The sequence below is a fragment of the Xenococcus sp. PCC 7305 genome, assembly GCF_000332055.1.
Classification (GTDB): Bacteria; Cyanobacteriota; Cyanobacteriia; order Cyanobacteriales; family Xenococcaceae; genus Xenococcus.
On the sequence record NZ_ALVZ01000234.1, the window covers coordinates 97,575 to 120,238 of the forward strand.

At 38.6% G+C, this 22,664-nt stretch carries 25 protein-coding genes and 1 pseudogene; 13 read left to right on the forward strand and 13 right to left on the reverse strand.

Annotated features, from left to right (window positions below; translation table 11 throughout):
* Positions 1-53: 53 nt before the first annotated feature.
* Together XEN7305_RS26050 and XEN7305_RS26055 are read right to left on the reverse strand one after the other, a co-directional pair.
* Positions 54-1,535, reverse strand: coding sequence for a serine/threonine-protein kinase (locus XEN7305_RS26050; RefSeq protein WP_006512555.1), 1,482 nt, complete (start codon positions 1,533-1,535; stop codon positions 54-56).
* A 44-nt stretch (positions 1,536-1,579) separates the two neighbouring features.
* Positions 1,580-2,134, reverse strand: a complete 555-nt coding sequence (locus XEN7305_RS26055; RefSeq protein WP_006512556.1) for a Uma2 family endonuclease — start codon at positions 2,132-2,134, stop codon at positions 1,580-1,582.
* Between the two features lie 156 nt (positions 2,135-2,290).
* On the opposite strand from XEN7305_RS26055, the gene XEN7305_RS26060 reads away from it, so the two are divergent.
* On the forward strand, positions 2,291-2,857 hold the full coding sequence (locus tag XEN7305_RS26060; RefSeq protein ID WP_006512557.1) for a COP23 domain-containing protein: 567 nt from the start codon (positions 2,291-2,293) through the stop codon (positions 2,855-2,857).
* Between the two features lie 179 nt (positions 2,858-3,036).
* On the opposite strand, the pseudogene XEN7305_RS30465 reads toward XEN7305_RS26060, so the two are convergent.
* A pseudogene (locus XEN7305_RS30465) lies at positions 3,037-3,647 on the reverse strand (Uma2 family endonuclease).
* A 458-nt stretch (positions 3,648-4,105) separates the two neighbouring features.
* On the opposite strand from XEN7305_RS30465, the gene XEN7305_RS26070 reads away from it, so the two are divergent.
* Positions 4,106-5,566: a tetratricopeptide repeat-containing serine protease family protein gene (locus tag XEN7305_RS26070; RefSeq protein ID WP_006512558.1), complete on the forward strand. Its 1,461-nt coding sequence runs from the start codon at positions 4,106-4,108 to the stop codon at positions 5,564-5,566.
* Between the two features lie 143 nt (positions 5,567-5,709).
* Entirely contained in the window at positions 5,710-7,059 is a 1,350-nt protein-coding gene (locus XEN7305_RS26075) for a tetratricopeptide repeat-containing serine protease family protein (protein WP_006512559.1), read from the forward strand.
* Positions 7,060-7,108: 49 nt separating this feature from the next.
* Here the strand turns inward: XEN7305_RS26075 and XEN7305_RS26080 are convergent, their stop codons facing one another.
* From XEN7305_RS26080 to grxC, 4 genes are all read right to left on the reverse strand, one after another.
* Entirely contained in the window at positions 7,109-8,326 is a 1,218-nt protein-coding gene (locus XEN7305_RS26080; protein ID WP_006512560.1) for a DUF790 family protein, read from the reverse strand.
* A 27-nt stretch (positions 8,327-8,353) separates the two neighbouring features.
* Positions 8,354-9,388, reverse strand: coding sequence for an ABC transporter permease (locus XEN7305_RS26085; protein ID WP_006512561.1), 1,035 nt, complete (start codon positions 9,386-9,388; stop codon positions 8,354-8,356).
* 123 nt (positions 9,389-9,511) lie between these two features.
* Complete coding sequence (gshB, locus tag XEN7305_RS26090) at positions 9,512-10,486, reverse strand: glutathione synthase (protein ID WP_006512562.1); 975 nt, start codon at positions 10,484-10,486, stop codon at positions 9,512-9,514.
* Positions 10,487-10,552: 66 nt separating this feature from the next.
* Positions 10,553-10,813, reverse strand: a complete 261-nt coding sequence (grxC, locus tag XEN7305_RS26095; protein WP_006512563.1) for a glutaredoxin 3 — start codon at positions 10,811-10,813, stop codon at positions 10,553-10,555.
* Between the two features lie 271 nt (positions 10,814-11,084).
* Between grxC and XEN7305_RS26100 the strand changes: the two genes are divergently transcribed.
* From XEN7305_RS26100 to XEN7305_RS26110, 3 genes are all read left to right on the forward strand, one after another.
* On the forward strand, positions 11,085-11,648 hold the full coding sequence (locus tag XEN7305_RS26100; RefSeq protein WP_006512564.1) for a calcium-binding protein: 564 nt from the start codon (positions 11,085-11,087) through the stop codon (positions 11,646-11,648).
* Positions 11,649-11,802: 154 nt separating this feature from the next.
* Entirely contained in the window at positions 11,803-12,141 is a 339-nt protein-coding gene (gene psb28 / locus XEN7305_RS26105) for a photosystem II reaction center protein Psb28 (protein WP_006512565.1), read from the forward strand.
* Between the two features lie 122 nt (positions 12,142-12,263).
* Positions 12,264-12,767 carry a molybdenum cofactor biosynthesis protein B gene (locus XEN7305_RS26110; RefSeq protein ID WP_006512566.1) on the forward strand — a complete coding sequence of 168 codons (504 nt, stop codon included), beginning with the start codon at positions 12,264-12,266 and terminating at the stop codon, positions 12,765-12,767.
* Positions 12,768-12,818: 51 nt separating this feature from the next.
* On the opposite strand, the gene XEN7305_RS29215 is transcribed toward XEN7305_RS26110, so the two are convergent.
* Positions 12,819-12,968 carry a hypothetical protein gene (locus XEN7305_RS29215; protein WP_006512567.1) on the reverse strand — a complete coding sequence of 50 codons (150 nt, stop codon included), beginning with the start codon at positions 12,966-12,968 and terminating at the stop codon, positions 12,819-12,821.
* Between the two features lie 23 nt (positions 12,969-12,991).
* Positions 12,992-13,447, reverse strand: a complete 456-nt coding sequence (locus XEN7305_RS26115; protein ID WP_006512568.1) for an FAD-dependent oxidoreductase — start codon at positions 13,445-13,447, stop codon at positions 12,992-12,994.
* A gap of 148 nt (positions 13,448-13,595) precedes the next feature.
* On the opposite strand from XEN7305_RS26115, the gene XEN7305_RS26120 reads away from it, so the two are divergent.
* The 4 genes from XEN7305_RS26120 (at position 13,596) to XEN7305_RS27170 (ending at position 15,872) form a co-directional block, all read left to right on the forward strand.
* Positions 13,596-13,811: a DUF2892 domain-containing protein gene (locus XEN7305_RS26120; protein ID WP_006512569.1), complete on the forward strand. Its 216-nt coding sequence runs from the start codon at positions 13,596-13,598 to the stop codon at positions 13,809-13,811.
* 17 nt (positions 13,812-13,828) lie between these two features.
* Positions 13,829-14,362 carry a cytochrome b6-f complex iron-sulfur subunit gene (petC, locus tag XEN7305_RS26125; protein WP_006512570.1) on the forward strand — a complete coding sequence of 178 codons (534 nt, stop codon included), beginning with the start codon at positions 13,829-13,831 and terminating at the stop codon, positions 14,360-14,362.
* Between the two features lie 143 nt (positions 14,363-14,505).
* Complete coding sequence (locus tag XEN7305_RS26130; protein ID WP_006512571.1) at positions 14,506-15,189, forward strand: class I SAM-dependent methyltransferase; 684 nt, start codon at positions 14,506-14,508, stop codon at positions 15,187-15,189.
* Between the two features lie 44 nt (positions 15,190-15,233).
* Positions 15,234-15,872 (forward strand): rhodanese-like domain-containing protein, encoded by a 639-nt coding sequence (locus tag XEN7305_RS27170; RefSeq protein ID WP_006512572.1) that lies wholly within the window; start codon positions 15,234-15,236, stop codon positions 15,870-15,872.
* 65 nt (positions 15,873-15,937) lie between these two features.
* On the opposite strand, the gene XEN7305_RS26140 is transcribed toward XEN7305_RS27170, so the two are convergent.
* Complete coding sequence (locus XEN7305_RS26140) at positions 15,938-17,626, reverse strand: AIPR family protein (RefSeq protein ID WP_006512573.1); 1,689 nt, start codon at positions 17,624-17,626, stop codon at positions 15,938-15,940.
* A gap of 272 nt (positions 17,627-17,898) precedes the next feature.
* Between XEN7305_RS26140 and psbA the strand changes: the two genes are divergently transcribed.
* The 3 genes from psbA to XEN7305_RS26155 all read left to right on the forward strand — a co-directional run bounded on the left by psbA (position 17,899) and on the right by XEN7305_RS26155 (position 20,310).
* Positions 17,899-18,963 (forward strand): photosystem II q(b) protein, encoded by a 1,065-nt coding sequence (gene psbA / locus XEN7305_RS26145; RefSeq protein ID WP_006512574.1) that lies wholly within the window; start codon positions 17,899-17,901, stop codon positions 18,961-18,963.
* Positions 18,964-19,118: 155 nt separating this feature from the next.
* Positions 19,119-19,745, forward strand: coding sequence for a 4Fe-4S single cluster domain-containing protein (locus XEN7305_RS26150; RefSeq protein WP_006512575.1), 627 nt, complete (start codon positions 19,119-19,121; stop codon positions 19,743-19,745).
* Positions 19,746-19,770: 25 nt separating this feature from the next.
* Positions 19,771-20,310 carry a hypothetical protein gene (locus tag XEN7305_RS26155; RefSeq protein WP_006512576.1) on the forward strand — a complete coding sequence of 180 codons (540 nt, stop codon included), beginning with the start codon at positions 19,771-19,773 and terminating at the stop codon, positions 20,308-20,310.
* A 65-nt stretch (positions 20,311-20,375) separates the two neighbouring features.
* Here the strand turns inward: XEN7305_RS26155 and XEN7305_RS26160 are convergent, their stop codons facing one another.
* From XEN7305_RS26160 to XEN7305_RS26170, 3 genes are all read right to left on the reverse strand, one after another.
* The gene (locus XEN7305_RS26160; protein WP_006512577.1) at positions 20,376-21,284 is read right to left on the reverse strand and encodes a hypothetical protein; all 909 of its coding nucleotides are present in this window, start codon (positions 21,282-21,284) and stop codon (positions 20,376-20,378) included.
* A 106-nt stretch (positions 21,285-21,390) separates the two neighbouring features.
* Positions 21,391-21,600 carry a hypothetical protein gene (locus XEN7305_RS26165; protein WP_006512578.1) on the reverse strand — a complete coding sequence of 70 codons (210 nt, stop codon included), beginning with the start codon at positions 21,598-21,600 and terminating at the stop codon, positions 21,391-21,393.
* Between the two features lie 75 nt (positions 21,601-21,675).
* Positions 21,676-22,275: a superoxide dismutase gene (locus XEN7305_RS26170; protein WP_006512579.1), complete on the reverse strand. Its 600-nt coding sequence runs from the start codon at positions 22,273-22,275 to the stop codon at positions 21,676-21,678.
* Between the last annotated feature and the right edge of the window lie 389 nt (positions 22,276-22,664).

Here is a 22,664-nt window from a genome sequence, read left to right on the forward strand (position 1 = left end):
GAAACTTCATATATTCGCCAAAAAAGTATGAATTTATGCCGAAAAATTCTGCTTCAATAACCGATTTCTAAAGATTGGATTATTTTGTCTGCCTGCTTAGAAAACTTCCCAAACTTATCTGTCTCTGCTGTATAGGTAGCGATATAAGCTTTTTGATTCCTAATCGTCCAAACTTCCAGTCTTTTTAGGCCATCTTGACCTTGATAAATTACTTTTCTGCCTTCTCGATTGGCCACGGTGATCTTTTTGGGTGGCTCAATGATGGAATTCGATGTTGCGATTTCCTTAATAGCTTCTTCTGTATATTCATTAAGAGACAAAATGATAGATAATCTTTCCACAGAAAATTTAACCTGTTCTAAAAAATTATCTGTATTATTTTCTTCGGGGGAAAGAAAAATTATTCCCGGATAAAGAGGATCATCTGTTTCTTGTATTGTCCAATTCTGAGGGTATTCAACTTTAATTCCATAATTAGCATTTATATATGTATCTTCTCTAGGCACAGGAGCTTTTGAAGCGAGAAAAAAAGCAGCTACCCCAATGAATGTTGTTCCTAATCCTAATATTATTGGCAAAAATAACTTATTCTCACACCATTTTTGGGGTTTTTGGTTATTAATATCGCGATCAATGGAGTTGATTTCTTGCTTATTTATTTCAATTTTCCCTGACTTTACTGGGCTTGGGCTATCTACCAGATTTTCTAAATCTCGTAAAACTTCCCTAGAAGATTGATAACGCTCTCGATAATTGCATCGAACCATCTTATTAATTAGCTCAATAAATTCGGGATTAAAATTATAGTCACTAGTTGGCAAACGATCGCGCCAGAGGGGATTTCCATCTTGATCATAGGATAAATTTCCAGGGTGGATTTGGGTTAGCGCTTGAATCGCAACCATTCCTAGAGCATAAATATCACTACAAAATTCTGGTTTACCAAGTTTTTGTTCATCAGGAAGATAACCAGGAGTGCCAATAGCAACGGTGAGGGTAAAATTGCCTTGATCGTCCAAATTCTCTGGCTTTATTTTTTCTTTGACTGCCCCAAAATCGATCAAATATATTTTATTGTCATATTTATTTCTAATTAAGTTAGCAGGCTTAATATCTCGATGTATATAACTATTTTGATGTACAAATTTCAACACTTCTAGGGTATTTTTTAGAAAATCAATTGTTTCAGACTCAGTGAAGTATTTTTTCTCTTCTAGTTCTTGCTGAAGATTCTGACCTTCGATCAATTCCTGTACCAAAAAAAATTGCTCATCTTCTTCAAAATAATCAAAAATTTGGGGTATTTGAGAATGACTTCCAAGTTGTTGTAAGATTTCGGCTTCTTGGACAAATAAACGCTTAGCTACTTGTAGTTGATCATCACAGTCATATCTTGGGGTAAACTGCTTCACAATATATGTCTTGTCAATCGAAGAGCTAAGATCCTTGGCATAATGGATAGTTCCTTGCCCTCCTTGAATTCTCCTTGGAACTCCATCAATAAGCTGATATTTTCCTCTTAAAATATTTTCCATAGGACTGTTATAACAAGTCTGTCTTTGAGTATTGTGATATCAATCTAAATGAATCCTGCTTGTTTAAATATTTGTTGTACTGTTAATTCTAATCCTGGAAGTAGATTGTCTTGTAAAGTATCATTTTCTCGCTTAGTTTGTGGTGGAGCATCAGGATAAAAAATAGTCACAGTTTTGCTATGGGAATCTAATAGCCACACTCTATCCACTCCTGCTTGTAAGTAATCTGTAGCTTTTTCGCTGAGATTACCAAAAGATTGACTGGGCGAAATAATTTCAATGACTAATTCTGGCGCAATAGGGCAAGCTTCATCTTCAAATCTTTCTAAAGGAAGCCTCTCATAGGAAATATAAAGTAAATCTGGAATGGGAACCCAATCTTGTCCTTTGCGCTTCAAGATTACAGCCCATTCAATACCAATTTCTCCTTTATCTTCACTCCACTCACTTAATAATATATAAAGCGCACCAGTTAAACGGGAGTGAAATCTTTTGGGAGCCATTTTGGGAATTGCTTGTCCTTCTATGAGTTCAGAATAGTTATCATCTTGGGGTAATGCTAAATATTCCTGCAATGTCAGTTCTTTTGTTGTCAGCATTGATAATAAGTTCAAATGAGATTGTCAGTTTTGACCAGAATTAAAAAATATTTGAGATTTCTTGAGGCTATGTTAAATAATTGTACTATTAAGAAGAAGTAACTATCAATTTTAACTATAAATTTTCAACTCACTTTATTTTTTCATCAATGCTTTATGATGCAATTTTCTCCACCGGCCAAAATTATTACGGCGGTTACTGTTGGTGCTAGCATTTTGACAATATCTCTATCTTTGCAGGCATCGAGTGATAAGTATTCTTGCAGAGAGGTTGATGGAGTACATGGCATCTACTCTCGTACTGTACGAGGTTATATGCGTTTGTTAAATTTTAAGCGGGATATTAATCCAGATTGGTCGATTGAAAATCGCTGTGAAGCAGTATCAAAAAGGTTTCAAAGATTCTCCGATAACGATATTTTGAAGTTTATTGGCTCAGGCTATGTCAACCAAGAACCCGTGCTTTGTGCTGTGGCAGAAAAGGGTCAATTGTGCAATGCAACAAATGTGTTAGTAACTCTGCCTCCGCAGAGCGACCCTATTGAAGCAGCAAGAAAATTGATGGATACCAGAGGATTAGCTAGAGGCAATGTTATTGATGTTAGTGGGCAAGAAGGTAAGCTGGAGAGTTATATTGATGGTAAAGCTTATTATGATATTGCAGTACTGGAGCAATTAATATTGGAACAGGAGAGCAGCGATCGCATAATTAAAGATGAGTAATTTTATCCCCATTGCATTCGGGTACACTGAAGATTTGAAGTCCGTTTCAAGAGACTTTGGCTATCTAGACAGAGAATTTATTCCCTGGCTGCTAATCGCGATTATCTATTAGCGCTTGCAGATAAGCATAATTCTTAGTTATTTGTATTAGTTGTTGTATTTACGCTCATGTCCAATAGTTATCGATCTCGGACTTGTTGACGCCATTGAATAATTGTTTCTAAAGGATCGTTCATAGTCATATATTTTGCCATCAAAGCTAAATCTAAATCTGGCAATAATTGACTATGTTTTTTTCTTGATAATTATTATCCTGTAAACAATGAATTATAAATTGTTTATTTTGTCAGAACCAAACTTCTTTAACACCTAAACACTGATAAATCTTTAGAATATCAACTCCACCACTGGTGTAAATAACCTCAATCGCCAGATCAGGAATATCTTTATCTGTATCGAGACAATAACATTCGTCTGGTTGTTTTCCGGCTTGTTGATCTTCTTTACGGAAAGTAGTTGAACCTAATCCCCAAAAACGAATCCGCTTTTCTTATAGATAGACTTCTAATAATCTGCTAATAGCTTTTTTATCTAATTCGTGACTACGACTAGGAGACATAATTTCCAAAATGCCTGAAAGGTAAGCCAAGCGGTAACGAGAACTATTGCCTAATGAAGCTAGAAGTGATTCATAGGCTTGCCAAGTAACATCGGAAGTAAGAAATCTTTCTTCAGGATCATTAGTTTCAAGTTTTAGTTGAAACTAATCACTTAGTATTGCCGAAGTCATATCAATATCGGTTTGATTGCGTTGAGCTTAAAACGGAACTTCTAAAACTCTATCGTAAGATATAGCGCTACGCGCAAGTCAAAAGCCCCTGACGGGGAAGTCAAAAGTCAAAAGTAAATTTACTCGCCCGAAAAAAAGGGGCATAAACTAGTCATAGCAGGGCTTTTAGCTTATTCTATTAATTTTTTAGTTTCTTGAAATTCAAGAGTCAAAAGTTTACTGATCATAGGCTTTAGCGTTCACTAATGTCCTAATCAAATTACGTAGTGCTATATTTTTGTGCTGGGCGGAAAATTCTCTAACTGTAGCGCTAGGTATTTTTGTACTAATAAACGAGAGCTTAGTATCACTCTTTCATAAAGCTTAATTTAAAGTTAATATAGTTTTTTAGATTCTCTTCCGAGTTTTTACGTAGAATTGAAATAATCCTGACTTAAATTAAGAGAAAGTCTTCTACTGTGAATAGATATCTCTATTTTGTTCCTCTTCTGGGAATTGTGACCACTATTGCCTTGCAATCTCAGCCTTTATCAGCTTTAGAACCTGCTGAAGTTTCAGCGAAGGCTCAGGAGTTCACAGTGCAAATCGATGGAGAAGAAACGGGCACAGGAACAATTATCGAACGTAATGGAAATAGTTATTCCGTCATCACTTGTTGGCATGTCATGGATACTCCAGGAAACTATCAGGTGATCACTCCTGACGGAGAAACCTATCAAGTAACAGAAGTCAAAAACCTTCCTGATATTGACATTGCAGTAATTACTTTTACGAGTGGGAAAACCTATTCTATCGCTGAATTAGGAAAATCGGAAACAATTAACCCAGGAACAAACACTTATGTGGTTGGTTATCCTAATCCTTTTCCTGGTTTTCCCGAAAGAGCATATTTATTTAGCAGTGCAGAAATACAAAGTAGGCTGTCGAAAGCAGAAAAGGGTTATAAGATTATTCATAATGGTTCTTTCACTCCTGGAAGTTCCGGAGGAGGAATCTTTGATAGTGAAGCTCGTTTAATTGGAGTTAATGGTCGCTTTATCTCGGAAGGAAATACGGGGAAAGTTTATGGTGCGGGAATTCCCCTAGAAATTTACTTAGCAGAACGAGGTAATTTATTTATTTCGACCAATATTACGCTACCTCAAGATTTTGTCAGTTTAGGTAGACGGAAATTAAAACAGAAGGATTATCGGGGTGCTATTGCAGAATTTAATCGGGCTTTAGCTAGTAATATTAATGACCTAGATTCTTTATCGGGAAGGGGTGAAGCTTACCTTATATTGAAGGACTACTCAATGGCCAATAAAGATTTTGATGCTGTGCTGCAAAGAGATCCGAATAACATTAATGCTTTGTTGTATCGAGGAGTCACCTATATGATTTCAGAAGAAAAGGATAAAGCGATCATTGATTTTTCACAGGCAATAAGCATTAATCCTGATTTTGGCTTAGCTTATCTTTTGCGAGGTACTATCTACGCATCGAGAAAAGAGTTCGATAAGGCAATTGCAGATTATCAAGAACCCATCCGTCTGGGTTCAGATTTTGCAGTCGCCTCCTATTCATTTTTAGGGATGCTCCACATGAATCTAGAAGAATACGATAAAGCAATTGGATATTATACAGAAGCCATAAGTTTTAACCCTAAAATTACAGAAATTTACTTGTCTCGGGGTCTCATATACTACCGTCTAGAAGAATACAATAAAGCAATCGCAGACTGTACAAAAGGCATCAGTGTTGACCCTAGCTCTGCAGATGCATATGTTCTCCGAGGTCTTAGCTACAATGATCTAGGTGATGAGAAGAAAGCTATTGATGATTTTCAGAAAGCAGCCGACCTATATCAAAAACAAGGAGATACTCAGTTGTATCAAGAAGCAATGGATACAATTAGAGATTTGCAATTATATGAATAGTCAGTAGATGAACACAGATAAACGCAGATATATTGATTTGTTGATGACTTAGTTTGCGATTAATGTAATTTCCTAGATTATCTTCGGGGTTTTTACGTAGAATGAAAATAACACTGGCATAAGTTACGAAAACTTCTTCTACTGTGAATAGATATCTACCTTTAGTTCCTGTTCTGGGAATTGTCACCACGATCACTCTTCAATCTCAGCCCGTTTTCGCTTTAGAGCGTGCTGAAATTGCCGCGAAAGCGAAAGAGTTTACAGTGCAAATAGAAGGAAAACTCACAGGCACTGGAACCATAATTCAACGCGATGGCAATAGTTATACAATCCTAACTTGTTGGCATGTGGTCAATGAGGAAGGAAGCTTTGAGGTGACAACCATTGACGGAGCAACCCATCGCGTAGCTGAGGTGAAAAATCTTCCCGATGTCGATCTCGCCGTAATTAAATTTACTAGCAATACAAGCTATAAAGTAGCCGAGTTGGGTAATTCTCAAAGTATTATTGCAGGAACTAGTAGCTATATAGTTGGTTACCCTGATCCGATTCCTGGCATCCCAGAACGAGCTTATATGTTTCTTGATGCCAATATAGTCAGTAAACTCGCAACAGGAGAATATGGTTATCAGATAGTTCACAGTAATCCCACAACGGGCGGTAGTTCTGGTGGTGGCATATTCGATGATAATGGTCGTTTGGTGGGAATTAACGGACGAACAACTTCAGATGAGACAGGAAGAACTGCTTATGGGTTAGGGATTCCTTTACAAGTTTATCTTGCCGCTAGGAATAATTTTGCGATCCCCACAAATATTGATCCGCCTCAAGATTTTGTTAGTGTGGGCAGACGGAAGTTAAATCAGAAAGATTATCGAGGGGCAATTGAAGAGTTTAATCAAGCTTTGGCTAGTAATCCTAATGATCTTGATGCTTTATCGGGAAGAGGGGAAGCCTACTATTGGTTAAAAGATTTTCCTGCGGTAATTAAAGATTTTGATGATGTACTTCGACAAAATCCAAATGATTCTACTTTTTTATGGTACAGGGCATATGCTCATGATGAGTTAGGGAAACATCATAAAGCGATCTCAGATTACGATGAAGCTATCCGTATTGATTCTGATAATGCATCTCTATATAACAGTCGTGGTATTAGTTACAGTAAACTAGGAGAATATGATAAGGCGATCGCAGATTATAATGAAGCACTTCGTCTCGATCCTAACTTTGTAGAGGCATACAATAATCGCGGTAGTAGCTACATCAATTTGGGAGAATATGACAAAGCGATCACGGATTATAGTGAAGTAATTCGTCTCGATTCTCAACATGCAAATGCTTACTACGGTCGCGGCTATATCTATCAAAATTTAGGAGATAATCAAAGAGCAGTTCAAGATTTTCAACAAGCAGCAGATTTATATCAACAACAAGGAAATACAGGTTATTGGTATCAAGAGGCTCTCGATAGAATTAGAGAATTGCAATGATGAAAATTGCCAGGTAATGTAGTTCACATTACATTGGCACTGCATTTTTTCACTCCAACACTTGCAATACAGATTTAGGTTGTAGTTTATTTTTAAACCAAATAACCCGATTTGGTAGATCAGTAAAACTCACCCCAGCCTTTTCTAAATTCAACCTTTCAGAAACAGCTAAAATTAGATTTGTGACATCAGAATTTTTAACTTGATAGAACTTTTTCCTTAAATATTCTGGTCGCCAATAACCAACTATTTCCAACAAAAAATCTCTACCATCAGGATGAACTAACCGAAAGTCCGGAATCATGACGCTTCCCGGAAGAGGAACCAGATCCACTTCTCTTTCTAAACGCCATTCGGTCTTGGCTTTGGCCCAACTCTTGGCAAAGGAGGCTTCCAACATACTGTCATAGGGTTTTCCTGGGGGATAATGAGTCACCAAATAACAGCGATCGCTTTCGATCGCAAATCTTCCAGCTTTAACATTGCCCGAATAGGGATCTTTTTGTTGTAATTTCGCTTGCAGGCTCCATTTACTAACATGAAGCAAGGCAGGAATCATTTTGGCCAATGATAATCCATATCTAGTACTAGCTTTAAAAAGACTTGCTGGCCCATCTAAAGTAATCGTAAAACCGGTATCAGAATCGCCCTCAATATAGGACATCAATTGAAATAATTTAAGATAGCGAAACAGAAGTTTATATTCTCCAGGATCATTGCGATGGGCATTGATCACTATATTACTGGCACGATAGAAAATACCCTGAACTTGAGAAAGATTGTAACGATGAATCAAGGCATCAGGAATTGGTGGGTCAAATTCCGTCAAAATCCGATTTTCTTGCAAATCGGCATACAATCCCTTTTCTATGTCCTCACGAGGCACTTTGCGATTTAATTTTGTGGTTAGCTTATGGGATATGGTGTCTAAAACTTGACTGCGATTTTTCGGAATGGGAGTTTGCTTGGCAGCCTCAGTAAAAACTGTTTGTCTCAGCTCGGGTGGTTCTAAAGGGCTAACAATTTCAAAAGTAGAAAAGCTGCTCCTGAGAATATGGGCTAGTCCTCTTTTTACCCGATAATCGGGACTATCACCTTCCATTTTGGCTAATTGTTCATTCAGTTCACCCTGAGTTTTGCCCACATATTCCTGAAAGCATTCTATGCGATCGCTTGCTAAGCCAATGCTTCGACTATCGAGGGGCAACTTTTTGGGAACTACTGTTTCGCCGTTTTGTCGGTAAATTAGTAAATCTGAAGGGAGCATTTTCTCACCTAAAAAATTTATTTTGAGTTACTTCAAGTCTTCCAACTTAATCCGAGGATCAACCGATTTCAAGAGTAAATCTGCCAACAAATTACCAATAATCAGCATCGTGGCACCCATCATCAAACTCGCCATAATGAGATAGAGATCCTGCGCCTGCACTGCTTGTAAAATTAGACGACCCAACCCAGGCCAATTAAAGAAGAATTCCGCGATAAAAGAACCACTCAAGAGACTGGCAAACTCAAAACCAATCAGAGTAATTAAGGGATTGATCGCATTGCGCAAAGCATGGACATAGAGAACTTTATTTTCAGGTAGTCCTTTTGCTCTAGCGGTTTGAATATAATCTTGTCGCAAAACATCAAGTAACTGCCCGCGAGTCAGACGTTGTAACCCCGCAAAACTAGTAACGCTCAAAGCAATAGTCGGAAGAATCATATGCCAACCAATATCAAGAACCTTACCCAAAGGGGAAAAATCCGAATGATTAATGCTCGTCATGCCGCCGATGGGAAACAGAGGTGAAGTTAATTGGGCAAAAAACAATAGGACTAAAGCTGTGATGAAGCTAGGAAAGCCCTGACCTAAATAACTTAATACCCTTAAAGCTCGATCAACAAAGGTATTTTGCTTCACAGCGCTAATAATACCCAAGGGTAGTGCGATCGCCCAAGTGATAATAATGGAAGAAACTGCAAGTAGTAAAGTAGCGCCGATTCTTTCACGGAGCAGGGAAGCTACCGGACGAAAATAAACAAAGCTCTCCCCAAAATCAAAACGAGTTATAACCCTAACTAACCAACGCCAATATTGAATTATGGCAGGCTGATCCAAGCCAAATTGTCGCTGTAATTCTGCCAAACGCTCAGGAGAAATTTGTGGATTATTGCGTAATGTATCGAGATAATCTCCTGGTGCTAGCTGAATGATGGCAAAACTCAAAGCAGAGGCTAGAAAAAGAGTTAAAATAGCCTGGAGAAAGCGTTTTACGATATATAATGTTGTTTCACTAGTTAGAATACTAGCAAGACTAATAGAGTCATCTCTATGAGCAATCATAAGATACAGGACTTAGTGATTTATGGTTTAGTTAAGATAGGTTTTAGGTTTTAGGTTTTAGGTGGTAGGTTTTAGATAGGTGATAGGTTTGAGGTTAAAAACTTATTACTTATTACTTATTACTTACTTCCGCTGTTTCACGGTCTTTTCAATCCAGGTGATAACTTTTGTCCCCAAATTAACATTATCTAGGCGATCTATTTCTCTAATGCCTGTGGGGCTAGTGACATTAACCTCAGTCAAATAACCACCAATAACATCAATTCCTACAAAATATAAGCCATCTTTGCGTAGCCTCGGTCCCAGCACTTTACAGATTTCTTGTTCCCGTTCGGTAATATCTACAGCGGCAACTCTTCCTCCTACTGCCATATTGCCACGAAACTCTTTGCCTGTGGGAATTCGATTGACAGCTCCAATAGGTTCTCCATCAAGCAGAATAATTCTTTTATCGCCATCTTTGGCTGCGGGCAAATATTCTTGCACCATCACGGGTTCTTGACCTTGTTTGGTGCTAATCTCGATGAGTGAATTAAAATTGCGATCGCCGGATTTTAAGAATAAAATTCCCTCTCCTGCTTTGCCACCTAAAGGTTTGAGCACAGCAGCTTCTTTCTCGGTGACAAATTTCTCAATTACGGCTTTACTTTGGCTGACAATAGTCTCGGGTATGACTGAAGTGAATTGCAAAGCATAGATTTTTTCGTTGGCATTTCTCAATCCTTGGGGAGAGTTAATGACTAAAGCTTGAGCAGGATCAACTAAATCTAAAATGTAAGTGGTATAGAGATAGGGAACATTTACTGGAGGGTCGGTACGCATCCAAATGCAATCCATCTCATCAAGACAAGTCAGAATCTCGTTCGATAGTTGATACCAATCTGCTTCGGCTTGCCATATACCATCAACTAATGATACTGGTTTAAGCTGCACTTGTTGCATCGTCGCCCAGGCTTTGCCATCAATAATCGTTAACTGATTGGCTTGGGTCACCCAAACTTGATGACCCATCGTTTGAGCTGATTCCATCAAGGCCACACTGGTATCATGTCCTGGATCAAGCTTGTTGATTGGATCGATAATAAATGCTAACTTCACTCTTTTTATCCCTTAAATACAGTCCCTCATTGTATATGAGGCTGTTGATAGTTCGGTAATGGAAAATTATTTTGCGAGCAAATTATCCAATATTCCTTGTCTGTCTAGATCATGCAAATCGTCACAACCGCCAATATGGAGATCATTGATAAAGATTTGTGGTAAGCTCCTGCTCCCATGAGATCTCTCTGCCATGGCGCTTCTGGCTACTTCATCCCCATCGATAACATAATCCTCGTAATCAACACCCTTTTTGTCGAGTAGGGCCTTGGCGCGGATACAAAAGGGGCAATAAGTCCAGGTGTAAATTTCTACTTTGCTTGTCATATTTCTTTGTTTATGGTGAAAAATCACCCAAAAAGTATTAAGTATTGTAACTCCTATTGTAAAGGCAACTAATTATTTTTTCATAGTGCTCGGCTAAAAGATGGCACTTCGCGGCGCGCGAAGCGGATCTCTTCGAGATCGCAGAAATGAACTTATTTAACTAAATCTTTCCCTATTATTTTTCTTCTTGATTTCAAAACTGCATATTTCCTTCTGGCTTAAACATAAGAGTTTACAGAACAAACAATTTGAAATTAATCGGTAAATCAAAATGTCAATTACACTTAGCGGCGGTTACTATAACGACTATTTACATGGTACTCATGGTCATGATTGGTTGGATGGGAGAGAAGGAAATGATACTCTATTCGGCTATGGAGGAAATGATGATCTATTCGGTTGGTCGGGAAATGATGATCTCTATGGAGACAGTGGTGATGACCTACTTTACGGGGAAAATGGACATGATTATCTAGTTGGGGGTTATGGCCATGATACACTCTCAGGTGGTTACGGAAGCGATACTTTGATTGGCTCTGATCCTGATTTCTTTGATTCTGGTTATGGTGAGTACGATGTCTTGAGCGGAGGCTATGGTGCCGATAAGTTCGTGTTAGGTGACAGTTACGAAGCCTATTATGAAGGTGCTGGCTATGCGACTATCACCGACTTCAATTGGAATGAAGGAGATAAAATCCAAGTCCATGGCAGTGCTCACGACTATACATTAACTCCCTGGGGAAATGGAATTGACATTAACTATCATGGTGATGTGATTGGTCACGTAGAAAATACAACCAATGTGATTATCTCTCAGGATTTTATCTTCGTTTAAAGCTTAAGCTTATTCCGATATGTGCATATCTCCAAATATCATTGACTCTCCAGACAAAATTATTTCGATTTAAGCTAGTTAACTGCTTGCATTTAGGGGTGACAGGTTATGAGATGATTATGTAGAGACATATTAAACAATGTAAAGTAAAGTTATGGCAAGTATTCAATTTTCTAGAGGGGTTATAGAAGACGCAGTCCCAGATATCAAAGTTACCCGCTCCCGTAATCTTGATGGGGGAAAAGCTATCTTTTACTTTGAAGCACCTAAAGCACTAGATCAAGATAGCACTGATGAGATTACAGGGATGTATCTAATCGATGACGAAGGGGAAATTGTGAGCCGAGATGTTAAAGGTAAATTTATTAATGGCAAGGCATCAGCCATTGAAGCTACCTTACTCATGAGATCTGCTGAAGAATGGGAACGTTTTATTCGCTTTATGGATAAATATGCGGCGGAAAATGGTTTAGGATTGCAAAAGTCGGAATAAACTCAAAGTTATCAAGAAGTTATTTAAGCCAAAATGTCTCCCCTAGCATTGGGCAATGGGGAACTTTTTGTTGGTCAAAAGCTTGTTAACATATTTTTCCCTCTGTGAATAACTTTAAAATTATGAATTCTCAGCCCCATCCTGATACAGAAGAAATAATTGTCAATTGTGCTGTGATTACAGTTAGTGATACCCGCAACCCAGACACAGACAAAAGCGGTCAGATAATTCAAAAATCACTCACTGAGCTTAACCATCAGATAGTTGCTTACGATATTGTCAAGGATGAACCAATAGCGATTAAGGTTAAAATCATCGATTTGGCTGCAAATCCCCGATTAGATGTCTTAATCTTTAATGGAGGCACAGGAATTGCCCCACGAGACACTACCTATGATGCCATTTCCAGCCTTTTAGAGAAAACTTTGCCAGGATTTGGGGAATTGTTTCGCTATCTGAGTTATCAGGATATTGGCTCACGGGCGATCGCGTCTAGAGCTACTGCGGGAGTTTATCGAAATAAGTTGATATTTTCTCTTCCTGGTTCTTCTAATGCAGTTAAACTGGCAATGTCGGAATTAATTTTGCCAGAGATTACTCATCTGGTACAACAGTTAAAAAGTTAGTTCATCTCAACGCGATCGCGATTGACAGCCAAGATATAATTCTTTTGTCTTTTAGCTCTTGGCTACCTCTTGGCTTTTCAAGATTTTCGCCTTAAGTAAATTGTTTTCTTCTGCCGTTTCTAAAGATTTCAACATCGACAATCCAAATAAAAGACGCAGTCCCAATTTCTCGAACCAAGGCATGCCTAAACCATAGTTCATTTTAAGCAAAAAATACTTTGCACCTACACCACAGAACCTGGATTTTCTAGAAACTCTAGCCAAGCCGATCTAGCTTGTAATGCATGCTCGGGTGTACAGACAGAATGGGGATAACCGCCATGAGGCCCTAGTCCTGGGATTGCGTCAAAAGTGAGGGAAGCGACCGTGGAGATCGCTAAATAATCGTAATGAATTTGTTGCTTTCGATCTGTGGTGATTATTTGTTGTTCTGGATCTAAAACTATCACTTTACCTGCTAGATACTGAATACCTCTTGGTTCGGTAAGAGTTTGTAGGTCAAGTTGAATCTCTGCTAAGGGTTTTAAATTAAGGGCAACTCGTATCAGTCCGGGGATAAAGGTAAATTGTGCTTTATCCGAAATTAATGTTACCTGATGTTCTTTTGGTAACAAATGTCGCAATTCGTAAGCAGTTGGTAAACCACCGAGTCCTCCTCCTATTACTACAACATGAGCCATTATTCATTCTATCTCTACAAAAATTATTGATTATATTGTCATATTACTAAAAAGTTATATAATAAATATAGATTTACTAAGAAATGTAAATTTAAAATTGCGCTTTTACGAAATATTAAACGCATATTTTGAAAAGGAGATAAACATCATGTTTAACAATTTAGGTGCTGTAGATCGCTTGATCCGTTTGGTTATAGCTAGTGTTTTATTCTATTTCGGTTTATTAGTCTATAGTAGTTCTACTTTAGGCGTCGGCTTAACTATTGTTGGCGTTGTCATGGCGATTAGCGCTTTGGCTGGCTCTTGCCTGCTCTATGGCTTATTTGGGATCAACACTCGGAAACAAAATCCCCAAGGTAATTAGAAAAAAGGAGTTTAACAATGGAAGAAAGTCTACCTCTAGAATCGCCTTCAATGTCACGAAGGCAATTACTTAACTTTATTACCGGAGCAGCGATCGCAACTACTGCCGGTGCTGCCTTATATCCTGCGGCTAAGTTTTTTGTGCCACCTCAAGAAGGAGGCGAGGACGGTTCGATTATTGCCAAAGATAAGTTTGGGAATATAATTCCTGCTAGTCAGATTCTTGACAAACCGCCGGGAACTCGTGCTTTGGTCGCGGGATTGGCTGGAGAACCAACCTATCTTACTGTCAATGAGGATGGCACATTACATCCTTGGGGAATTGTCGATAACTGTACTCATTTAGGTTGTACTTTTCCTTGGAATCCTAATGAAAATCAATTCCAATGTCCTTGTCATGGTTCTCGTTATGATTCTTCTGGGAACGTAGTCCGAGGGCCAGCACCTCTTCCTTTGCGACTAGCTCACGTAACAGTTGAAGAAGACTATATTCGGATTACTCCTTGGACAGAAACCGATCCTCGTACAGGAGACAAACCTTGGTGGGTTTAATCACAATTATCCGATAGCTAATAAGACAATGAGGGAATAGGAATAATTAATATTTAAGGGTATTTCCCGATATCTATTGCCTATTCCCTATTTACTGTTTAAAAATTAAATCCCGATAGAAATTTTAGTTGAAGAATGAAATTATGAATCTCTCAACGCTCCAAAAACGTCTATTCGCCTGGGGTATGGGCAAAGCTAATGCTGCTGATGATCAGGCAATTAAGCTAATCGATTATCCTGACTATGGGAGCTTAGGAGAACTCAAACAAGCGTTTTTAGGCAATTTAAACCATAAAGTTGTAGAAATTGGGCCTGGTGCAGGAGCAAATCTTGCTTATTATCCCAAAAAAATTGATTGGATTGGAGTAGAACCCAATCCCTATATGCATTCTTATCTAGAAAAAGAAGCCCAAAAGCACGGACTTTCTGCGATCGCCCTACATCAAGGAATGGCGGAAGATTTACCAATCGAAGATAAGAGTGTCGATACGGTTGTTAGTACTCATGTTCTATGTTCTGTTAAGGATCTTGATCGTAGCCTCCAAGAAATTAAACGCATCCTCAAACCAGAAGGAAATTTTATCTTCATCGAGCATGTTGCTGGAGAATGTGGCAGTTGGACACGAAGAATTCAAGATGGGATTGAGCCAGTTTGGAAAACTATCTTTGATAACTGTCACCCAAACCGCGAAACATGGCAAAGTTTGGCAAATTCTGATTGGGAAATAGTTAGTTATCAGCAGTTCCATCTTTCTTTTCCCATCGTTAGTCCCCATATTGCTGGAATCCTCAGCAAGAAACCTGTGCCATCACTCTGCGCAAAGTAGTAGTCAATCGAAAAAATTTACCTAATTATTATTTCAATGTATTAATGATGATGAAACTTCTAACAACCTTCGTACTAGGACTTTGGTTATATTTTAGTAGTTTTTTAAGCATCAGTCCTGCTGTTGCTGCTATCACTACGTCTCAAACCAAAGATCAAGTGGAGACAGTAGACAACAAAAATTCTCTAATAGAGCTAACCTATCGCCATCTTAATCGAAGTGATTGTCCAGACATAATTTCAGACTGTCCCCACTCAAGACTTGGAATGTCTGGGATAGATGAAATGCATGGGGCGATGAGAAATAGCGGATTTAAGAATAAACAAGTCTTAAGCAAGGTACAACAATTTCTGGTTTCAATTCCTGACAATTATTACACTGTCAAAAAGATTGACACACTCAAGACTCTTGCGAAAGAAAAGCAAGCATTATTAGTAGATGTTCGTGAACCAGAAGAATATGCTTCTGGACATATTAAAGGAGCAATTAATATTCCTTTGCGAGATCTAACTCAAAATCTCAACCAAATTCCGAAAAATCATCCTGTGATTCTTTACTGTTCGACGGGTTATCGAACTGCAATGGGCGTTATAGCTCTTCAAATGCTTGGATACAGTAATGTTAGAGGTTTTCCTCCTAGTTTTGAAGGTTGGAAAGCAGCAGGGGAACAAATAGAAGAATAATAGCCAGATAAAACAATTTATTAGAGTTTTATATTTTATGGGATTTCACTACTACTTAATCCAGCTCAACAAATTTCCAAATTTTGCAGCTTCTCGATCAAATCACCACGCCTGAAGGTAGCAGAAAGTTGTTGCAAAGAAATTTCCTGCTCTCCATATAACTCCCGAAGTGCCTGTTTAATATCATATACTGAAACCTTGAAAAATTCTTTCCCATTTTCCCCAATAATATGGTGAGCATCCTGAAACTTTTGGTGGTTAAGCTCCTTCAATTGAAGATTCATCGCCTTCAACAGCCTTCGCCCCATTTGCATCGCAATAAAACAAGAAGCATAGCGGACCAATTCAGGATCATTAGGTTCTGGTCTTTTTCTCCGATTTTCTGCAATCCTGTACAGTAAAACTGCAATTACAACTTGTGCACCATTAAGCTGTTCCGTAAAGATTAAATTGTATAATTTACCGAAATGTTCACGAGTAAAAAACTTCGCTTGATGGGGTTTTTGCCGCCAAATAGATAGCAATGCCTGAGCTGCCACTCCCGAGGTAATATCCGTCGTTTTAATACTAGTCTCAGAACGCTTACGGCGATAATTAAAACCCAATTGCTCCATATCCATTGCTAACCTTTGCTGAAGATCATCATTAGCCCGCAGATCTTTTAAATCAACTGGATTCTGGCTATTGGTAGCATAGGTAATTTTCCGTACCAATTCATCATTATCACTGGGTAATTGATAGAGTCTGAGCAAAACATAGGCTTGGATATTTTCATATACTAGACTTGAAACATTAGGCTCTTGGAGCGTTTTGAAAATTGTCATGCATGTCTGTCCTCCATTAATGATTTGCAGATTCTCGCACCTGACTTGATAATCACCATTTTGTAGTGCATTGTAGGAAAAACCATCACAAGTTAGGGTAATCCCATTATTGTAAAAATAAAAATTGTTCTTTTCCTCACTCATTAAAGTACTGCGGATACTTTCGTTAACACGATTTCCTTTTAACCCTAAGTAACGGCGAATATTGCGTTCTAATAACCGTTCTCCATGTCGCTCTATAAGAGCCCTGATTTCAGTTACGGCAACTCTTCCCACTAGTACGCGGCTAAAATTCATATCTTCAACTAGGGCTTTACCGCTTAATTGCAAAGTATCTTTGACTGGTTTGGATACCTGTAGAATTTTTACCAAGCGCTCATGATTGACATGTTCCCAGGTAACCTGATTCCCAAATCCAGTCCGATCAATTGCTTCCTGCGCTGCATTAGTCCAGAGCAAACCATTGTTACAGGTCAATGCTTGTACTTGTGGAATGTATCCATCACGAATTAAACTACGAGCTTCTTCTACTTTAGTCAGTAAACGTTGATTAAGATGCTCTAATTCTGCGGTGGGATCGAACAAATACTGAATCGCATTGATGAGAGCTGTGACCCCCTGTTCGGGAAAATTAGCATTGCCTTTGAGATTATTTTTATATTTCCCCTGAAATAAACTAACCGTAAATTCACCGTCATATTCCTCGGAAATATGCATCGCATCCACGCCAAAATCTCCACCTCCTTCGGTTAAACAATCAAAAGCACTTGAATCCTCTAAATCCAGGATGGTTTGAACACACAAATATACAAAAGCCAGAGACTTAAGCCTGCCTGCTTCTTTAATACCTAGTTCTTCAGCAGCCTGTTGTCGAATAGATTCAATGACTGATCCCAAACGTTGATCAATAATAGAGGCGAAAATATTCATAAATTTCAGCTGATCGATTGCTCTCCTTGTCCGCTTCTCTCATCTAGCATAACTATAAGCTTGCGGCCAAAAATAAATCAAATTCGGTCTATTTTGCAAGCTCACGAAGTGCCAGCCTGTGGCTGATCGTCGGAAGTATAGTATATGCGATCGCCTAAGCCCTACTTTTCACGATTAAGGAAAACCCCTTGACTTTCATATAACTATATGGTTATATATTTACATAAGGTTAAGATTGCCTTTAACAATGATTAACCTCGCAATATAAAATCATGACTATTTCAGTTCAACAAAGTCCCCAAGATAATGTTTGGGAAAGATTTTGCCAGTGGATTACTAGCACCAACAACCGTATGTATATTGGTTGGTTTGGCGTTTTAATGATTCCTGTCCTTTCCTCAGCAGCAATTTGCTTTGTCATTGCCTTCATCGCAGCACCGCCTGTAGATATTGACGGCATTCGTGAACCTGTTTCTGGCTCCTTACTCTATGGCAACAATATTATTTCGGCTGCGGTTGTACCTAGTTCCAATGCGATCGGATTACATTTTTACCCGATTTGGGAGGCTGCTAACTTAGATGAGTGGCTATACAATGGTGGCCCTTACCAACTGATTATTTTCCACTTCTTGATCGGCATTTTTTGCTATATGGGTCGTCAGTGGGAACTGTCTTACCGCTTAGGAATGCGTCCTTGGATTAGTATTGCTTACAGCGCACCTGTTGCGGCTGCCACTGCTGTCTTACTTATCTATTCTATTGGTCAAGGTTCATTTTCTGATGGGATGCCCTTGGGAATTAGTGGGACCTTCAACTTCATGCTTGTGCTCCAGGCGGAACATAATGTTCTGATGCATCCGTTACATATGTTGGGTGTCGCTGGAGTCTTTGGTGGAGCGTTATTCTCAGCGATGCACGGTTCTTTGGTCACATCTTCTTTGATTCGCGAAACCACTGAAAGAGAATCTCAAAACTACGGCTATAAATTCGGTCAAGAAGAAGAAACGTACAATATCGTCGCGGCACATGGCTATTTTGGTAGACTGATTTTCCAATATGCCTCATTTAACAATAGTCGTAGCTTACATTTTTTCTTAGTTGCTTGGCCTGTGATTGGTATTTGGTGTGCAGCTTTAGCCGTCTCCTCTTTTTCCTTCAACCTCAATGGATTTAACTTCAACCAGTCTATTTTAGATTCTCAAGGTCGGGTAATTCATACTTGGGCTGATGTGATTAATCGTGCCAATCTAGGCATTGAGGCGATGCACGAACGTAATGTTCACAATTTCCCTTTAGATTTGGCTTCTGGAGAATCTACTTCTGTTCTCTATAGCTAGAATTACATTTTCTCATCATCTCATCTTTTGTTAGTTTTTCCTTCAAAAACAGCTTGAGCAATCCAACGCTAATAAATTTGGATTGCTCTTTTATTGCTTTGCTCTTTTATTGCTTTTTAGTTATATAATTTATTAGTTGGCTAAGGATCAGCATAATGACTACCAAACAAAAAAAAGATCCCTACCTAAGTCTCATGGAGATACCACCTGGTTATCTTAATATCATGGGTTATGTCGATAGATCACAAGTAAATGGTCCAGGTTCTCGTGCTGTAGTTTGGGCACAAGGATGCATTCGAGAATGTCCTGGCTGCTTTAATCCCTTGTCTTGGTCTTTCGAAATTAATCAACTAATTTCAGTTGAGAAACTAGCTCAAAAAATTCTCAGCAATCCTCAGAATCAAGGGGTAACTTTTTCTGGAGGAGAACCCTTTTGGCAGGCTCCTGCACTTACAGAGTTGGCCAAAAAGGTTAAAGCTGCGGGTTTAAATGTAATGTCTTTTAGTGGTTTTACTTTGGAGCAATTACAAGCTCCCTACGCTCCGGCTAAAAGTCAAGAACTCTTAGCACAACTGGATATTCTCATCGATGGCCCCTTTGTAGAATCTTTAGCGATTAATACTCCTGATTCTCTTGTTTCTTCGAGAAATCAACATGTACATATCTTCAATCCTGATTTGCAAAACCAAATGACTTGGGCAAGTGACCAGACGGAAGTTCATATTCTCCAGGATGGGGGTCGTATTATTACCGGCTTTCGAGGGCGAATTTTGAGCGATTAGCTAACATATTTGACCGGATAGAACAGTGAAAATATTAGAAAGGTTTGTAGAAATCCGTTCTCCTTGGCTAACCTTAATTGGCGAAAAGCTGCAAGATCAACAGGGTAAAATTCTTGATTATTGGCGAGTAGAAAAAGCTGATTCAGTTGTTGTTGTGACAATTCAAGGTGATCGCTTGCTGCTACCGAAACCAATGTATCGGCCTGGGATCAATAGCACAACTACCGATTTTCCTGGTGGCAGGGTAGCCGAAGGGCTGCAACAGCCGATTCATGCCGTACCACAGATCCTTAATCGAGAGCTGGGAATTTCTCAATCAGAAATCGCCAAAATCACTTCATTAAGTCATAATGGCTGGGTGATTAACAGTTCTTTCTCTAATCAAAAGCTGTACGGATTTGTCGCTGAAATTAATCCCACACTTTCTATTAATCCTCATCAATTAGGTGTGACCTATTCTAAGACATCAAAAGGAATTAAGCTTTTACTTCAAGACTTAGCTTGTCTTCAGTGTCGTGCTGTTTTGCTTGAATGGTGGCAAGTTCATTCGAGAGCAGCCACATAAACTGCTATCTAAAGAGTTGGAAAAATCAGCTATCAATTTTTCTCAATTACAGGCCAACCAAACTTTTATTGAATGACCGCACAATGTCCCTCTCCCACATGACCCAAACCAATTACGGCTTTGGTTAGTTTTTTTTGGTCTTCTGGAGATAATTGTTCAGATAGGGTAGCATCATCTATAGTTAAGCGATCGCCAGATGCTAATTGAGCTAAAGGAGCAAAGCCTAAAGCATCTACATTAAGAGTATCATCCGCACTGGTTTCACCGTCGCCAAAAATATGGTCGAAATGAAAAGTTGTTTCGACTTCTCCTGTTTCTCCCGCTTGAACTATCCCTTTGCGCTCATCGCCTACATATTCACCGCAAAGATACTGGATGGGACGATTGAGGCTAATATCGAAGTTAACCACTCGATTGTCCTTGGTAGCTGTTCCCTGCATGACCATAGTTTTGCCTACTAGGGGAGAGTCTGCTTCGGCAGTATCGATTTGCCAAGCCACTGCATTATAAAAACCAGGAGTCACCTCTGCATTAGTCACCAAAATGGGTTCGGCATCTGCTTCCCCTTTCGCTAAATCTACTACCTGAGGTGTACCTACTAAAGCAATTTTTTCCCGATCATTTAAGCTATCAAGAGTATCTATTTCTGTAGGTTCAAAAGCACCAGTCATTTGATATGCGGTGACTCCGGCTAGATTTACATCCAGGCGATCAAAATTAATTGTCCAACCATCTTTAGTTACAAAACCCTGACGGACAAAATCCTCTCCATTGGCTACTAAGTTTAAAGTACCTTCACTTTGACTTTGATTATCAGAAGCATTAGAAGTGTCATTACTTTTCTCTACTGTTCCACTATTACTGCAACTTACTATTAATAAAGACAAAATAGCCAGAACATTAAATTTGACGGTGAGAGAGGAAAACGGTGAGTCACCATTTCTAATCGCTGTGTTGACTGAGTTTTGATTCATAGTATTTTTTTAATGATGTTGTTTTTCTATGTTGTGATCTGCCAAACAAATTAAATAGCGTTTAGGTTTTAATAAACAAAGAATTTAGCAAATCGATCGCCCCAGCTTAGTCTAATTTGGTGTCAATCCACTGTTTGGCTTGGCGAATTGCATCTTTCGTATTTATGGCACTAGGAACGGCAACAGCACAACCTCGGTCATGATTGACCCAGGCAGCATAAATAAAGTGTCCATCTAATCGATCGCGGTCTATTTCCACTTTGCAACCTCGATAAGCAAACGAAAGAATGATTTTGGGATAATGAGGATTTGTCATTATTTGTTTTTTAAACATTTTTAATGAACTAATCAAGCGGATATTTAACTATATCCGCCTGTTTTTAATTTCTATTTACGCAGCAGCTAGATTTTGGGCGACAAAATCCCAATTGACTAATTTGCCGAGAAAATCATCAATATAAGCAGGACGTTTATTTTGATAATCTAGATAATAAGCGTGTTCCCAAACATCCATAGTTAACAGGGGAACTTGGTTACTCGTTAGAGGGTTATCTGCATTCAAAGTTTTAGTAACTTTGAGAGTATCTCCATCCAGCACTAACCAAGCCCAACCACTACCAAATTGAGTTGCTCCTGCATTTTTGAAAGCTTCGGCAAACTTCTCGAAACTACCAAAGTCGGCATCAATTTTTTTAGCTAGTTCTCCCGTGGGAGTTCCACCACCATTGGGTTTCATACATTGCCAGTAAAAAGTATGATTCCAAGCCTGGGCAGCATTATTAAACAATCCTGTTTTACTTTCATCTTTGGCGATCGCTTTGATAACTTCTTCAATGGATTTGCTATCAAACTCCGTTCCTTGAACTGCGTTATTGTATTTACTGACATACGCAGCATGGTGCTTATCGTGATGAAATTCTAAGGTGCTTTTAGAAATTGTTGGTTCCAAGGCTGTGTAATCGTATGGTAGAGATGGTAATTGATAAGCCATTTGGTGTTTGTTCTCCTCTCTCTAAATAACTAAGTTTTTTCTAAACTAGTAACCTTAAGCAAGATATTACATGCATTAATTAATCACACATAATTTTAATTTAATTTCTAGTTATGTTATAGACTTTAAACATATTTTGAGAGTCTAAATATACGTCAAATCCATATAGCAGATTAATCTTAATTTTTAGTTAACCTACAGTTAATCTACATATATTATCCAGCATTAAAATATCCCCATTAAATATTAAAGTATTTTCATTTTTTCTGACCATAGTGAAATATCTATGAATAACATCATCAACAATTAATGTTAATAATTAAGCTTTATTTTGATTTGAAAACTGCCTTATGTGCAGTCTCCTACTAAGCCTACTTGCAAATTATGTT